Here is a 15,374-nt window from a genome sequence, read left to right as displayed (position 1 = left end):
TGTCCCGTCGAGATTGATGAGTGGCGGCGCGCAGCGCGATCCTTCGATGAGGCTTCAGTCCGACCCATCGGCCCGATGCGCGGCGATCGCGCTCAGGAAAACCTCGCCGAACTCCTTCAGCTTCGCCGCACCCACGCCGTTCACCTCGGCGAACTCGTCGAGGTCTTGCGGGCGGCGCTCGGCCATGTCGATCAGGGTGCGGTCGGAGAAAACCACATAGGCCGGCACCTGGCGTTCCTTGGCGAGCCGTAGCCGCAGCGTCTTCAGCGTCGCCAGAAGCGATGCATCGACGCCGTCCCCATCCGTACCGGCGCCTTGCGCGGCGCGCTTCCTGCCGCGCGCGAGACGGTCCCGGCCCTCGACGCGATACTCGAACGCAACCTCGCCGAGCCCGAGCGCGCGGCCGCTTTCCGAGATGACGAGACCGCCATGGCCGTCCGGATCCGGCACCAGGAAGCCGCCGGCGACCAGCTGCCGGATCAGCGACAGCCAGACCGGCTTCCTGTGCATGATGCCGGTCCTGAAGCTGGCGAGCTTCTGATGGCCTCTCGCCAGCACCTTCTCGGTCTCGTGGCCGAGCAGGATATCGATGACATGGGCGGCGCCGAAACGCTCGCCGCTCTGCGCCACGGCGGCGAGGATGACGCGCGCCTCGGCGCTGCCGTCGGCGCGCGGCGCCTGGTCAAGACAATTGTCGCAATTGCCGCAGGCCTTCGCCTCCTCGCCGAAATAGCCGAGCAGCACCTGGCGCCGGCACTGCGCCGTCTCGCAATAGCCGATCAGCGTGTCGAGCCGGCGATGCGCCCGTCTTTTGTGCTCGGGCGAGGTATCCTCCTCGTCGATGAACATCCGGCGTGTGCGGATGTCGCCGGCGCCGTAGAGCATATGCGCTTCCGCCGGCCGGCCGTCGCGCCCGGCGCGGCCGATCTCCTGGTAATAGGCCTCCAGGCTGCCCGGCAGATCGGTGTGGAAGACATAGGCGACGTCGGGCTTGTCGATGCCCATACCGAAGGCGATGGTCGCCACCATGACGACGCCCGACAGGCTCATGAAGGCGTTCTGGTTCGCCTCGCGCGCCTCCTTGCTCATGCCGGCATGGTAGGCAAGCGCGCGCACGCCGTACTTCTCAAGGAAGGCCGCCATTTCCTCCGTCTTGCGCCGCGACAGGCAGTAGATGATGCCGCTCTTGCCCTGATGCCGCTCGACGAAGCGCAGCAGCTGGCGCTTGCTGTCCTGCTTGGTCTCCATGGCCAGCTTGATGTTGGGCCGGTCGAAACCCAGCACCATGGTTTCGGCGGGCCCGGCAAACAGCCGTGCCTCGATATCGCCGCGAGTCGCCTCGTCGGCGGTCGCGGTCAGCGCTATGATCGGCACGTGCGGAAACACGCCGCGCAGCTGCGACAGGTCCTCATATTCGCGCCGGAAGGCCGGGCCCCATTGCGAGATGCAGTGCGCCTCGTCGATGGCGATCAAGCTGACATCGAGCCGCGACAGCGCGGCCAGCATCCGCTCCGTCATCAGCCGCTCCGGCGCCAGATAGAGCAGCCGCGTCTGCCCCGACGCCACGCGGCGCCAGGCCGCCACATTGGCGTCGCGGTCGAGCGAGGAATTGATCGTGTCGGCGGCCACGCCGGCGAGACGCAAGGCGGCGACCTGATCCTGCATCAGCGCCACCAGCGGCGACACCACGATGGTGAGCCCGCCCTTGACCAGCGCCGGAACCTGATAGCAGAGCGACTTGCCGGCGCCCGTCGGCATGACCGCCAGCACATGGCGCCCGGCTAGCAGCGCCTCGATCACGGTCGCCTGCCCAGGACGGAAATCGTCGTAGCCGAAGACATCCTTCAGGACGCGACGCTTGTGGTCCTCGGCCCGCAGGCCGGCTGCCAGCGCCGGCATCACCGCACCGCTCCCGCGCTCAAGGTATCAGCCGGCATGTCGTAGCCGAATTCACTGCAGAAGCTTTCCACACGCGCCAGGAACGCCGCTGGAAGGCCATGCAGATAGGTCCGGAATTCTTCATTGTGCTCCCATTTTCTCAGCGACGTCGCCCGTATCGGATTGTCCGCATCCCGGCTGTACAGGGTGACCGGTGAAAGACCGAACGACCGGGCGATCCTGGCCTGGACGATATCCGGTTCGGCGATCAGTTCCTCATAGCGCAAATAGAAAACGGCTCTCTCGGGTTGAGCCTGCCTAAGCCGCATCAATCCGTCGTATTCCGCCACCCAGCGTTCGGTCGTCACATGAAAACGCCGCTCTTTCACCGTCTCCGGATGAGAGCTGGTGAGCACGTCGAAAGGATGCCGCACGCAATAGATCAACCCCACCGAGTCCGGCAGATGCTCGATGTCCTTATGGCTCTCGTGGGTGCGTTTGACGACGAGATTGGCTTCGGGGCGATCCAATTCGAGCAGCGCCTGGTAGGGCGCTTCGTCGGTATGGACATAGATGTCGTCGAAGCACCCCATCAAACGACGGCTGAGCGTGGTTCCACTGCGGGCGCAGCCGGCGATGAAGATCCGCTTGCGAAACGTCATTGCCGATGGCAGCCGCCGCGCGGCCTTGCGCAGGCGCCAGAACAGCCATCTTGCGCAGCGGCGCAAGACCGTCGCCGGCGTTCGAGCCGCTTTGGCCGGGGCGTCCCTCGAGATGATCTCGGCCAAGGCGATGCCGCTCTCTCCTGCGACGGCGTAGAGCAGCCAGGTTCTCCCGTTCTCCTCGAAAATGGCGGGATCGCGCAGAGCGTTCTCCCTGCCCTTGGCCGGACCCTCCCGGCTGCGACGGACCGGTAGAGCCGCCCCTTCGAAGTCCGTCCGTGGCCGCATCAGTTCGGTGTCGCCGCGAACCGTCCAGTTTCGCCAGTCCTCGGCAAGATCGATCGTGCCGTGAAGGATCCGCTCCGGCGCGTCGCCCCTGCGCGTGTAATAGACCCGCAGCCAGCGACCGGATTTCTGCAGCGCCAGATGCCGTGGGGTGGGAACACGCTTCACGCCGGGCAGAACGACTGGACCCTGTTCGAAATCGGAGATGCCGTTTCTGGACCGGAAGACGGTGATCGCTCCGGTCCCGAGAAGACCGTACCACCACTGATCGTGGTGAAAGAACCGGGCGTAGGACGGCCCGAGCGGCTCGGAAAGCGGATTGAAACGAAGGCCGTCACTGGATGTCGCGGCAAAGGTCACCTGGCCTGGCGCGTCCCTTGCCGGTCCATGGAAATACATCACGAAGCGACGATTCCGCTGATCGACATGAATGTCGGGAGACGCGATGTGGTCTTTGATGAACTGGCATTGATCGAGGGACAGCACCCCGCCGGGATGGATGTGCCACGGACCCTCGATCGAATCCGCGTAAGCGAGGCGGATATAGGAGCCCCCATGGTCGGCGAAGTAGAGATGGTAGGCGCCCAGCCGTCCCGGCGCCCAGTCGGGCATGCTGATCAGTGACGGTCCGTTGATGTTGATCCCGTCGCTGCCCCGCAGCATGTCCGGCGCCACGATAAGTCCATGTCGCCTTGCGGTAAGAATAGGTTGCCGGATCATGCGGCAGGCTGCTTCCCGGGGCCGGCTCCGCCACGACGACGAGGCCGCTCGTCGCCAAGCACTCCTGCCCGGTTTGGCGGGGTCTCACATGCCGCCTGATCTTTCAAGCAAGTCCCCTTTATCTTGCCCCCCTGCGACAGGCACCTTGGCTCGACTGCCCATGGCATCGTCCGGTCTCGTCGCTTCGATACAACGACGTGCGCTGAAACGGAAGGTCAAAGCCAATCCCCGGATCCGTTGCGAACAGCATCCGGACATGGCGCCGTGACGCGCGGGGGCAGGAAACGCATGGCGCGGCGGTGAAAAATCGTTGAGGCCCCGCCCGACCGTCGCGGCGCTCCGCTCCGGACCGCGGCGACCGCCGACGTCACCGCCGGGGAGTTCCACCGGCACAACCTCCGGTGCTATGACCGGTAGACGCCGGGACAGCGGCAGACGCAAAGGAGCCTTCGCATGATCGACCAAGCCACGCTCATCACCTACATCGCGGTCGTGTTCGGCTTCGTCTTCATTCCGGGACCGGCGACGCTGCTCACCGTGGCGCGGGCGACGAGCTCGGGCACGAAGGTCGGCATCGCCACCGGCGCCGGTGTCGCGGCGGGTGATGTCATCCACACCATCATGGCCATTGTCGGCATCTCGGCCATCATCGCCGCCTCGGCGATGCTGTTCAGCATCATCAAATATATCGGCGCGGCCTATCTCGTTTATCTCGGTATCCGCGCCATTCTCGAAAAGGCGCCGGCCGATCTGGCGGGCAGGTCGCTACCCATTTCCGCGGGCCGCGCCTTCCGGCAGGCGATCCTGACCGAAGTGCTCAACCCCAAGACCGCCTTGTTCTTCCTCGCCTTCCTGCCGCAATTCGTCCACCCGCAAAGCGGTTTCGTGGTGCTGCAGCTGATGCTGCTCGGCATCATCTTTGTCCTGCTCGGACTGTTCAGCACAGTGATCTTCGCCGTCAGCGCGGGCGGCCTGGGTTCCTTCCTGCGCCGCAATCCGGCGATGCTGAAATGGCAGGGCAAGGTGGTCGGCGGCATCTATTGCGCGCTGGGCGTGCGGCTCGCGCTGCAGCAGCGCTGAATTCCTTCCCGGGCTGCCGGCAGTCAGTCGCCGTTAAACCTATCTTCACCATGCTGCGGCACCTTTGCCCTCCTGCGGCGATGTTTCGAGTACCGCGGCGGCGCCACAAGCGCCCAGGCAACAAGCCCGCGCCTCACGGCGCGGGCTTCTCGTTTCTGACAAGTCAACCGAGGAAATCGGCCCGGCAAGGCGCGAAGCTGTCGACCAGGCGCCCGGTCTCCAGCGCCTTGACGCCGTGCACGAGGTTGGAAGGCACGATGAAGCTGCTTCCTGTTTCGAGGATCTCCGATCGGCTGTCGATGGTGACCTCGAAGCGGCCCCCGGCGACATAGCTTGCCTGGACGTGCGGATGCGAATGCAGAGCGCCGACGCCGCCCTTTTCGAAGGCGAATTCGACCATCATTAGTTCGTCGGTATGCACCAGCACGCGCCGCCTGTTGCCGTCCGGCGTCGGCTCCCAGGCTTTTTCGTTGGCATGGCAGAAAATGTCGGTCATCGTTCATGTCCGTTCGAATTGGCAGGAAATGGTCACCGCGCCAGCCAGCCGCCATCGACCGGCATCACCGCGCCATGCATATAGTCCGACGCCCGTGCCAGCAGGAACACGGCCGCGTCGCCGATGTCGTCGGGCCGGCCCCAGCGTCCGGCTGGGATGCGGCCAAGGATGGCGGCGCTGCGGTCGGGGTCGGCGCGCAAGGCTTCGGTGTTGTTGGTCTCGATATAGCCCGGCGCGATGCCGTTGACGTTGATGCCTTTCGCTGCCCATTCGCAGGCGAGCAGCCTCGTCAAGCCGAGCACGCCATGCTTCGAAGCCGTATAGGAAGCGACGCGGATGCCGCCCTGGAAGCTCAGCACCGAGGCGATGTTGACGATCTTGCCGCGCCGTCCCGGTTCGGCAAGCACGCGCCTGGCAAAACCCTGGCAGAGCCGAAAAACCGTCTTCAGATTGACGTCCATCACCTCGTCCCAATCGGCCTCGCTCAGATCGACCGCATCGGCGCGCCGGATGATGCCGGCATTGTTGACCAGCCCGTCGATCGGGCCGTTTTGATCCCAGATGCGGTCGAGCATCGCCGCAGCCTCGGCCGGATCCCCGAGCTCGGCCTTGACCGCTTCGAAGCTGCCGCCCGCGGCCGCGATCTTCCCGGCCGTCTCGTCCATCGCCGAACGGCCGACGCCGACGACCAGGCCGCCGGCGCGCGCGACCGACACGGCGATGCCTTGGCCGATGCCGGTGTTGGCGCCGGTGACCAGGATGCGCTTGCCCGTGAGGCTGAAGGCGGAAAGATCGCTCACGCTCGTCATGCCTTTCGCTTGCCGCCGCTCGAAGGATCGGCCGTTCCGTGGCGCCGCGTCTTCACAGCCGGTACGCCTTCTTGGCAAGCGTGTAGGCCAACTCCGCGGCCAGTTCATGCGCCTCGTCCTCGCGCAGCCGATGCTCGGCGACCAGCCGCGCCAGGAAGGCACAGTCGACGCGGCGGGCAACGTCGTGCCTGGCCGGGATCGAGGGAAAGGCCCGCGTGTCGTCGTTGAAGCCGACGGTGTTGTAGAAGCCTGCCGTCTCGGTGGTCATTTCGCGAAAGCGTCGCATCCCTTCCGGGCTGTCGTGGAACCACCAGGCCGGGCCGAGTTTCAGCGCCGGGTAGGCGCCGGCGAGCGGCGCCAGCTCGCGCGCATAGCTCGACTCGTCGAGCGTGAACGGGATGACCGTGAGATCGCGTTCCAGCCCGACGCAGTCGAGCAGCGGTTTCAGCGCTGTCACATAATCCGCGCGGGTCGGGATATCGAAACCCTTGTCGCGCCCGAAACGCTGGAAGACGGAAGGCGAATGATTGCGCCATGACCCCGGATGGATCTGCATCACCAGGCCGTCGTCGCAACTCATCTTGGCCATTTCGGTCAACATCTGCCCCCTGAACAGCCGCCGCTCGCGCTCGTCGTCGGAGCCGCGGCGGATACGGTTGAACAGCTCCCCGGCCGCTGCGTCGGAGAGATTGGCGGTCTCGGCGGTCGGATGGCCATGATCGGACGAGGTGGCGCCGAATTGCTTGAAATAGGCGCGACGCTGCCGATGCGCATCGAGATAGCCCGTCCATGTGCCGGTATCGCAGCCGGTGATGTCGGCAAGGCGATCGAGATTGGAAGCAAATCCCTCGAAATCCGGATCGACGACTGCGTCCGGCCGATAGGCGGTGACGACGCGGCCGCTCCAGCCGCTGTCGCGGATCATCCGGTGCCAATTGAGATCGTCGAGCGCGTCCTCGGTCGTGGCGATCACCTCGATGTTGAAGCGCTCGAACAGCGCGCGCGGACGATAGTCTTCGCGTTGCAGCAGCGTGGCGATCCTATCGTAGGTGCGGTCGGCGCTGGCGGCGGTGAGCGGCTCCTCGATGCCGAACAGATGCCCGAGCACATGGTCGAGCCAGAGCCGGGTCGGCGTGCCGCGGAAGAGATAATAATGCTCGGCGAAGCGCCGCCAGATGGCACGGCCATCAGTCTCGAATGGCGAACCATCGAGCGTCGGCACGCCGAGATCCTCAAGCTGCAAGCCCTGGCTGAACAGCATGCGAAGGATGTAGTGATCGGGCACGATCAGCAGCTGTGCGGGGTCCGGAAACGGCTCGTTGAGCGCATACCAGCGCGGGTCGGTATGGCCGTGTGGGCTGACGATGGGCAGGTCTTTCACGCCGGCATAAAGGGCACGGGCCAATGCCCGCGAATTCGCCTCGGGCGCAAACAGCAGATCGGGATCGGTCAATGCGGCCATCTGGCTCCTCCCGGATTGCGTTGGAGCATGATCTCGAACCGAAGGTCGGTGAGCGCAAAAAGCGGGAACCGGTCTTCGGAAAAGATCATGCTCCGACAAAGAGTTGGATCGCGATGCCGGTTCAACGAAACATCGTCCTGATCTACGGTGAATCTGTCGGAGGCAATGTCAACATACAAAACGATCGGTAGCATGGCGGCTCTGGAAAGCAACGCAGCCATTGTGCGCGCCGACATCGAATGTTACGTCGCTGCCATCGTTTTTCGCCCGGCATCAGGCGGGGCAACTCGATCGGAGACTTCGCTTCCCATGAACGGTCGCCTGTCCAACGTCACCATCGCGAAGCTGCCGGCCGAGGTCCTGGTTCCTCGCTACGCCCGCAATTCTGTCGCCCCCGGCATCGTCCATCTCGGGGTCGGCGCCTTTCACCGCGCCCACCAGGCGGCCTATGTCGACGCCTGCCTGGCGGATGGCGAGAGCAATTGGGGCATCGTCGGCGTCTCGCTGCGCAGCCCCGACACGCGCGATGCGCTGATGCCGCAGGATGGGCTCTACACGCTGGCGATCCGGGACAGCGCCGGCGAACAGCTGCAGGTGATCGGCTCCATCCAGTCCTTGCTCGTCGCCCCTGAAGACCCCGGCGCAGTGCTCGCCGCGCTGACCGACCCGCGCATCCGCATCGTGACGCTGACCATCACCGAGAAGGCCTATCTCAGGGCAGCCGACGGCACGCTCGATAGCGCGCATCCCGATATCGTGCATGACCTCGCCAGCCACGGGTCACCGAAGACGGCGCATGGCTTTCTCGCCGAAGCGCTGGCGCGCCGCAGAATTGCCGGCACGCCGCCCTTCACCGTGCTCTGCTGCGACAACCTTCCGGCCAACGGCGCCACGCTGCACCGGCTGCTCATCGAATTCGCGAAGCTGCGCGATGCCGATCTCGGCCGCCATGTCGCCGACGAAGTCGCCTTTCCGTCTTCCATGGTCGACCGCATCGTGCCGGCGACGACGGATGCCGACCGGACGCGCATCGGCCAACAGCTCGGTGTCGAGGATGCCTGGCCGGTGATGACCGAGCCCTTCCGGCAATGGGTGGTCGAGGACCGTTTCCCGGCCGGCCGGCCGGCCTGGGAGAGATTCGGCGTCACCATGGTCGAGGATGTCGGCCCCTTCGAGGATATGAAGCTGAGGTTGCTCAACGGCGCGCATTCGGGCATCGCCTATCTTGGTCTGCTCAGCGGCCACGCCACCGTCGATCGCGCCTTTGCCGATCCGGCCATCCGGCTGTTCGTCGACCGGCTTTGGGCCGAGGCCATTCCCACGCTGCCGCAGGATGCCGGGCTCGACCCCATTCCCTACACGGCCGAGCTCGCCGACCGGTTTTCGAACACCGCGCTCGCCCACCGCACCGCGCAGATCGCCAATGACGGCAGCCAGAAGCTGCCGCAACGCATCGTCGCTTCAGCGCTTGCTAGGCTTGAGGGGGGCCTGCTTCCCGAGCACCTGTCGCTGGTTGTCGCCGCCTGGATCGCCGCTTGCGCCGCGCGCGGCGACGCTTTGCCTGAGGGCCATTTCACCGATCCGCTCGACGCCGCCCTGAACGACCTGTTCAGCCGCAATCTGCCGACGGCGACAATAGCCGAGTCCGTGTTCGACCTCGCCGGCTTCGCCATGGGCCACGCGGAGCGCCAGCGGTTAATCGAGTTTGTCGCCACGCATCTGGTCCATTTCAAGCAGGGCGGTCCGAAGCTGGCCTTTGCCGCGCTCGGCATTGGCAACGAGCCACCCAAGGTGGCCGATTAGCCAGTTCCTTAACACAGAAGTTTTGACCGGTTGGTTAGTGTGCGTTGGCAGATTCCATGCCTTGGCAATTGGCCGAGACGCCTATCGCGGTCGTCATCCACAGGCGGAGCAAGGAGCGTAGCGACGCGCGCAGACCCGAGGATCCATGCCGTGACTTGGAAGCCCCGCAGCGGTCCGGAATTCTGCACCGTTGCACACTTCGGTCCAGGTAACGGCATGGATTCCAGGGTCTGCGCGCGTCGCTACGCTCCTTGCTCCGCCCTGGAATGACGAGGTTCAGGAGCCTTCAGCTCATCGCCAGCGTTTACGCCGGAGGCGGGAAAACGGTGCAAACAAAAAGCGGGGCAAGCCCCGCTTTCTAAATCGCTGCTCTGCAGCCAAAATCAGGCCGGCAGCAGCGCGCCTTCCAGCGTGGTGAGCTGGCTGAGGAACTGCTCGGCGCGGCTGCGCGCCACGTCGTCCTTGGCGTCGGCGGCGTCTTCCTTGGCATCCTGGATACGGCGGGCGAGGTCGGCGCGGTCGATGTCGTTCACGTGCACGGCCGATTCGGCAAGCAGCGTGCAGCCGGAGGGCAGGATGTCGGCGAAACCGCCGAACACGACATAGCGGTCTTCCTTGCCGCCCGCGGCCTTCACCGTGACGACGCCGGGCTTGATGGTGGTCATCACCGGCGCGTGCTGCGCCATCACCGTCATCTCGCCTTCGGCCCCCGGGATGACGACGGACTCGACCTGCTCGGAAACGAGCAGCCGCTCCGGCGAGACCAGTTCGAACTTGAAAGCTTCAGCCATGATCAAAATTAGTGAGTAGGGAATAGGGAGTAGTCAGTAAAGTGAAGGGGAACCAAACAGCCCCCGTCACATCTGCCACTCACTACTCACTATTCACTACTCCCTATTCCCTTGATTACGCCGCTTCAGCCGCGAGGCGCTGAGCCTTCTCGACCGCTTCGTCGATGCCGCCGACCATGTAGAAGGCGGCTTCCGGCAGATGGTCGTAGTCACCGGCGCAGAGGCCCTTGAAGCCTTTAATCGTATCGGCGAGGTCGACCAGCTTGCCCGGCGAGCCGGTGAACACTTCGGCGACGAAGAACGGCTGCGACAGGAAGCGCTCGATCTTGCGGGCGCGGGCGACCGTCTGCTTGTCCTCTTCCGACAACTCGTCCATGCCCAGGATGGCGATGATGTCCTGCAGCGACTTATAGCGCTGCAGGATCGACTGCACCTGGCGGGCGACCTGGTAGTGCTCCTCGCCGACGACCATCGGGTCGAGCATGCGCGAGGTGGAATCCAGCGGATCGACGGCCGGGTAGATGCCCTTTTCCGAGATCGCGCGGTTGAGCACGGTCGTCGCGTCCAGGTGGGCGAAGGAGGTCGCCGGCGCCGGGTCGGTCAAGTCGTCGGCCGGCACGTAGATCGCCTGCACCGAGGTGATCGAGCCCTTGGTCGTCGTCGTGATGCGCTCCTGCAGCGCGCCCATGTCGGTGGCCAGCGTCGGCTGGTAACCCACGGCGGAAGGAATGCGGCCGAGCAGCGCCGACACTTCCGAGCCCGCCTGCGTGAAGCGGAAGATGTTGTCGACGAAGAACAGCACGTCCTGGCCCTGGTCGCGGAAATATTCGGCGACGGTCAGGCCGGTCAGGCCAACGCGGGCGCGCGCGCCCGGCGGCTCGTTCATCTGGCCGTAGACCAGCGCGGCCTTGGAGCCCTGGCCGCCGCCCTTCTTGTTGACGCCCGATTCGATGAACTCGTGATAGAGGTCGTTGCCTTCGCGGGTGCGCTCGCCGACGCCGGCGAACACCGAGAAGCCGCCGTGCGCCTTGGCAACGTTGTTGATCAATTCCTGGATCAGCACGGTCTTTCCGACACCGGCGCCACCGAACAGGCCGATCTTGCCGCCGCGGGCGTAAGGCGCCAAGAGGTCGAGAACCTTGATGCCGGTCACCAGGATCTGCGCTTCCGTCGACTGGTCGACATAAGCCGGAGCCGGCTGGTGGATGGCGCGCATTTCGACGCCGTCGACCGGGCCTTCCTCGTCGACCGGCTCGCCGATGACGTTGATGATGCGGCCGAGCATGCCAGGACCCACCGGAACCGAGATCGGCGAGCCGGTGTCATAGACGTCCTGGCCACGGACCAGACCTTCGGTCGAGTCCATGGCGATGCAGCGCACGGTGTTCTCGCCGAGATGCTGGGCAACCTCGAGCACCAGGCGGTTGCCGACATTGTCGGTTTCCAGCGCGTTCAGAATGGCCGGCAGATGATCTTCGAACTGCACGTCGACGACGGCGCCGATGACCTGGCGGACCTTGCCGGCGGCGCCGACACGCTTGGTCGCGACGCTCGCGGCGGAAGCCGCAGCCTTGGCCGGCGCGGCCGCCTTCTTCGCCGGAGCGGCCTTCGCGGCGGCTGCCGGGGCCTTTGCCGCGTCCTTGGCGGCGGTCTTCGGGGTAGCTGCTTTCGCCATCGTCTTTGCCCTTTTCGTCTATCCGTTGTTCACGCCGCTGCGAGGTCTCGGACCCCGCCCGCGCGCCTAGAGCGCCTCGGCGCCCGAAATGATTTCGATCAGTTCCTTGGTGATCTGCGCCTGCCGCTGGCGGTTGTAGGTGATCGACAGCCTGTTGATCATGTCGCCGGCATTGCGCGTCGCATTGTCCATCGCGCTCATCTTGGCGCCCATCTCGCCGGCTGCGTTTTCCAGCAGCGCCCGGAAGATCTGCACCGCGATGTTGCGCGGGATGAGGTCGGAGAGGATCTCGCCCGGCTCCGGCTCGTATTCGTAGACCGCGGTGGCGCCGTTGCCCGTCCCGACGGCGGCCGAAGCCGGCGCCGCCGGGATGATCTGCTGCGCCGTCGGGATCTGGCTGATCACCGACTTGAACTGCGAATAGAACAGTGTGCAGATGTCGAAGCCGCCCTCGTTGAAGAGGTGGATGACCTTGCGCGCGATCGCGTCGGCGTTGGCGAAGCCGAGCGTCTTGACCTCGCGCAGGTCGACCCGCTCGAGGATCAGCGAGCCGTAGTCGCGGCGCAGGATGTCAAAACCCTTCTTGCCGACGCAGATGATCTTGACCTGCTTGCCGTCGGCCAGAAGCCTGCGGATATGGTCGCGGGCAAGGCGGGCGATCTGCGAGTTGAAGCCACCGCACAGGCCGCGCTCGGCGGTGCAGACGATGAGCAGATGCACGTCGTCCCTGCCGGTGCCCGTCATCAGCGCCGGGGCATCGCCGCCGCCGCCGATCGCCTGGGTGATGTTGGCCAGAACCGCGCCCATGCGCTCGGAATAGGGTCTGGCGGCTTCCGCCGCCTCCTGCGCGCGACGCAGCTTCGCCGCGGCGACCATCTGCATCGCCTTGGTGATCTTCTGCGTCGCCTTGACCGAGGCGATGCGGTTACGAAGGTCTTTTAACGAAGCCATGCTTCAAACCTGATCCCGTGCGTCCGGCTTCGTTCAAGCGAAGGTCTTGGCGAAGGCGTCGATTTCCGCCTTGAGCTTGGCGCGCAAATCGTCCGACAGCGCCTTCTCCTTGCGGATGCCGTCGAGCACGTCCTTGCCGGCCGAGCGCATGTGGCTGAGCAGGCCATGTTCGAACTTGCCGACCTGGTTGAGCGGCAGCTTGTCGAGATAGCCGTTGACGCCGGCGAAGATCACCGCGACCTGCTCTTCAGTCTTGAGCGGCGAGAACTGCGGCTGCTTGAGCAGCTCCGTCAGGCGCGAACCGCGGTTGAGCAGGCGCTGCGTGGCGGCGTCGAGGTCCGAGCCGAACTGCGCGAAGGCCGCCATTTCGCGGTACTGCGCGAGCTCGCCCTTGATCGAGCCGGCGACCTGCTTCATCGCCTTGATCTGCGCCGAGGAGCCGACGCGCGACACCGACAGGCCGACGTTCACCGCCGGCCGGATGCCCTGGAAGAACAGGTTGGTTTCAAGGAAGATCTGGCCATCGGTGATCGAGATCACGTTGGTCGGGATGTAGGCCGACACGTCGTTGGCCTGCGTCTCGATGATCGGCAGCGCGGTCAGCGAGCCATTGCCGTTATCGTCATTGAGCTTGGCGGCGCGCTCGAGCAGGCGCGAGTGCAGGTAGAAGACGTCGCCCGGATAGGCTTCGCGGCCCGGCGGGCGGCGCAGCAAGAGCGACATCTGGCGATAGGCGACGGCCTGCTTCGACAGATCGTCATAGCTGATCAGCGCATGCATGCCGTTGTCGCGGAAATACTCGCCCATGGTGCAGCCAGCGAACGGCGCCAGGAACTGCATCGGCGCCGGGTCGGAGGCGGTGGCGGCGATGATGATGGAGTAGTCGAGCGCGCCCCGCTCTTCCAGCACCTTGACGAACTGCGCGACGGTCGAACGCTTCTGGCCGACGGCGACGTAGACGCAGTAGAGCTTTTCCTTCTCCGGGCCGTTGTCGTGTACCGACTTCTGGTTCAGCATCGTGTCGAGAATGATGGCGGTCTTGCCGGTCTGGCGGTCGCCGATGACCAGCTCACGCTGGCCGCGGCCGACCGGGATCAGCGCGTCGATGGCCTTGAGGCCAGTCGACATCGGCTCATGCACCGACTTGCGCGGAATGATGCCGGGCGCCTTGACGTCGACGCGCTTGCGTTCGGTGGCCTTGATCGGGCCCTTGCCGTCGATCGGGTTGCCGAGCGCGTCGACAACGCGGCCAAGCAGGCCCGGACCGACCGGAACGTCGACGATGGCGCCGGTGCGCTTGACGGTGTCGCCTTCCTTGATGTCGCGGTCGTTGCCGAAGATGACGACGCCGACATTGTCGGCTTCGAGATTCAGCGCCATGCCGCGGATGCCGCCCGGGAATTCGACCATCTCGCCGGCCTGGACATTGTCGAGGCCGTAGACGCGGGCGATGCCGTCACCGACGGACAGAACCTGACCGACTTCGGAGACCTCGGCCTCCTTGCCGAAATTCTTGATCTGGTCTTTCAGAATTGCGGAAATTTCCGCGGCGCGGATGTCCATCAGCCGACCTCTTTCAGTGCAAGCTTGAGCGAATTGAGTTTGGTTTTGAGCGACGTATCGATCTGGCGCGAGCCCATCTTGACGATCAGCCCGCCGAGCAGCGACGGATCGACGGTCATGGCGATGGCCACATCCTTGCCGGCGATGCTCTTGAGCGTCGCCTTCAGTTCAGTCTGCTGCGCGGCCGTCAGCGCATGCGCCGAGGTGACCTCGGCGGACGCCTCGCCGCGGTGGTCGGCGGCGACCTGGCGGAATGCCTTGATCATGCCGGGCACCGCGAACAGGCGACGGTTCCTGGCGACGACGCGCAGGAAATTGCCGACGAGACCGGTAATACCTGCCTTGTCAACGATGGCGGCGATGGCCTTGGCCTGGTCCTCGCTGGAGAACACCGGGCTGTTGATCAGCCGCTTGAGATCGTCGCTGCCGTTGAGCATCGCCTCGAAGCTGGCGAGGTCGGCCTCGACCTTGGCGACTGAATTTTCCTGCAGAGCAAGCTCGAAAAGCGAGCCTGCATAGCGTTCTGCGACAGCTGAGATTGGCGATGACGATTGGGCCACGGACCGTCTTTTCTCTTGTCTGACAGGCCGCAGATTGTTGGCGCGAGCGAGAACTCTGGCTAAATCTTTGACCTTACTGCATTTTTCCAAGCACGGAGGCGCGGCTTCCGCTATCCCCGGTCGAAAGTCGATTGCCGTCTAGCACAGGCTTTTTAAGACCGCAATGCATCGTCCGGCATGGTTTTCAGGCACTTTTGTCGCATCAGGCGGCGAAGGCCAAGCTCAAGCGCCGAATTCACGGCACGAAGCCGAAGGCAAAGGCCAGCGGCAGCGCCGCCAGTGCCAATTCAACCACGATCGAAACCCAGTTGAAAGGGGTGTTGGCGCCGTCCGACATCATCGACAAGAGCCGGCCGAAGGCAGTGAACAGCCAGGAGAAGCCCAGCGCCATGTAGAGCAGCGGCTGCGCAAGCAGGATGCAGCACAGGCTGACGCCGAGATAGAAGCCCGACATGCGCCCGCGCCCCTCGGCGATGGCCGCCGCTTTCTCCGGCCTGGGCTGCAGGCGCAGCACGCGAAAGGCAAGCCCCGGCGCCAGGAACAGGAAGAGGCCGAGGACCAGTGTCACGACGGCGCTCGACCAGGCCAGCCATTCGCCCTGGCTCGCGGGCCACGGAAACGCGAAATCCATCTTATCCC

General features: G+C 65.0%; 13 protein-coding genes. 2 read left to right on the top strand and 11 right to left on the bottom strand.

Going from position 1 to position 15,374, the window contains the following annotated elements; genetic code table 11:
- Positions 1-54: 54 nt before the first annotated feature.
- Entirely contained in the window at positions 55-1,899 is a 1,845-nt protein-coding gene (gene recQ, locus CK230_RS07675) for a DNA helicase RecQ (protein ID WP_095816604.1), read from the bottom strand.
- Positions 1,899-3,500 carry a sulfotransferase gene (locus CK230_RS33555; protein WP_095816603.1) on the bottom strand — a complete coding sequence of 534 codons (1,602 nt, stop codon included), beginning with the start codon at positions 3,498-3,500 and terminating at the stop codon, positions 1,899-1,901. The genes recQ and CK230_RS33555 overlap by 1 nt, the downstream gene beginning before the upstream one ends.
- A gap of 498 nt (positions 3,501-3,998) precedes the next feature.
- Between CK230_RS33555 and CK230_RS07665 the strand changes: the two genes are divergently transcribed.
- Positions 3,999-4,625, top strand: coding sequence for a LysE family translocator (locus tag CK230_RS07665; RefSeq protein WP_095816602.1), 627 nt, complete (start codon positions 3,999-4,001; stop codon positions 4,623-4,625).
- 163 nt (positions 4,626-4,788) lie between these two features.
- On the opposite strand, the gene CK230_RS07660 is transcribed toward CK230_RS07665, so the two are convergent.
- The 3 genes from CK230_RS07660 to uxaC all read right to left on the bottom strand — a co-directional run bounded on the left by CK230_RS07660 (position 4,789) and on the right by uxaC (position 7,392).
- Entirely contained in the window at positions 4,789-5,121 is a 333-nt protein-coding gene (locus CK230_RS07660; RefSeq protein WP_095816601.1) for a cupin domain-containing protein, read from the bottom strand.
- A gap of 32 nt (positions 5,122-5,153) precedes the next feature.
- Entirely contained in the window at positions 5,154-5,921 is a 768-nt protein-coding gene (kduD, locus tag CK230_RS07655; protein ID WP_095816964.1) for a 2-dehydro-3-deoxy-D-gluconate 5-dehydrogenase KduD, read from the bottom strand.
- 61 nt (positions 5,922-5,982) lie between these two features.
- Entirely contained in the window at positions 5,983-7,392 is a 1,410-nt protein-coding gene (uxaC, locus tag CK230_RS07650) for a glucuronate isomerase (protein WP_095816600.1), read from the bottom strand.
- A 309-nt stretch (positions 7,393-7,701) separates the two neighbouring features.
- Between uxaC and CK230_RS07645 the strand changes: the two genes are divergently transcribed.
- On the top strand, positions 7,702-9,195 hold the full coding sequence (locus tag CK230_RS07645) for a mannitol dehydrogenase family protein (RefSeq protein WP_095816963.1): 1,494 nt from the start codon (positions 7,702-7,704) through the stop codon (positions 9,193-9,195).
- A 383-nt stretch (positions 9,196-9,578) separates the two neighbouring features.
- Here the strand turns inward: CK230_RS07645 and CK230_RS07640 are convergent, their stop codons facing one another.
- The 6 genes from CK230_RS07640 to CK230_RS07615 form a co-directional block, all read right to left on the bottom strand.
- Positions 9,579-9,986 (bottom strand): F0F1 ATP synthase subunit epsilon, encoded by a 408-nt coding sequence (locus CK230_RS07640; protein WP_095816599.1) that lies wholly within the window; start codon positions 9,984-9,986, stop codon positions 9,579-9,581.
- Between the two features lie 115 nt (positions 9,987-10,101).
- On the bottom strand, positions 10,102-11,661 hold the full coding sequence (gene atpD / locus CK230_RS07635) for a F0F1 ATP synthase subunit beta (RefSeq protein ID WP_095816598.1): 1,560 nt from the start codon (positions 11,659-11,661) through the stop codon (positions 10,102-10,104).
- Between the two features lie 66 nt (positions 11,662-11,727).
- Positions 11,728-12,612 (bottom strand): F0F1 ATP synthase subunit gamma, encoded by an 885-nt coding sequence (locus tag CK230_RS07630; RefSeq protein WP_095816597.1) that lies wholly within the window; start codon positions 12,610-12,612, stop codon positions 11,728-11,730.
- 33 nt (positions 12,613-12,645) lie between these two features.
- Positions 12,646-14,175 (bottom strand): F0F1 ATP synthase subunit alpha, encoded by a 1,530-nt coding sequence (gene atpA, locus CK230_RS07625; RefSeq protein ID WP_095816596.1) that lies wholly within the window; start codon positions 14,173-14,175, stop codon positions 12,646-12,648.
- Positions 14,175-14,735: a F0F1 ATP synthase subunit delta gene (locus tag CK230_RS07620; RefSeq protein WP_095816595.1), complete on the bottom strand. Its 561-nt coding sequence runs from the start codon at positions 14,733-14,735 to the stop codon at positions 14,175-14,177. The genes atpA and CK230_RS07620 overlap by 1 nt, the downstream gene beginning before the upstream one ends.
- Before the next feature lie 235 nt (positions 14,736-14,970).
- Positions 14,971-15,366, bottom strand: coding sequence for a DUF4345 family protein (locus tag CK230_RS07615; protein ID WP_095816594.1), 396 nt, complete (start codon positions 15,364-15,366; stop codon positions 14,971-14,973).
- Positions 15,367-15,374 lie beyond the last annotated feature (8 nt).

The organism is Mesorhizobium sp. WSM3859, assembly GCF_002295065.1.
Classification (GTDB): domain Bacteria; phylum Pseudomonadota; class Alphaproteobacteria; order Rhizobiales; family Rhizobiaceae; genus Mesorhizobium.
This window is presented reverse-complemented; position numbering and strand designations above follow the sequence as displayed.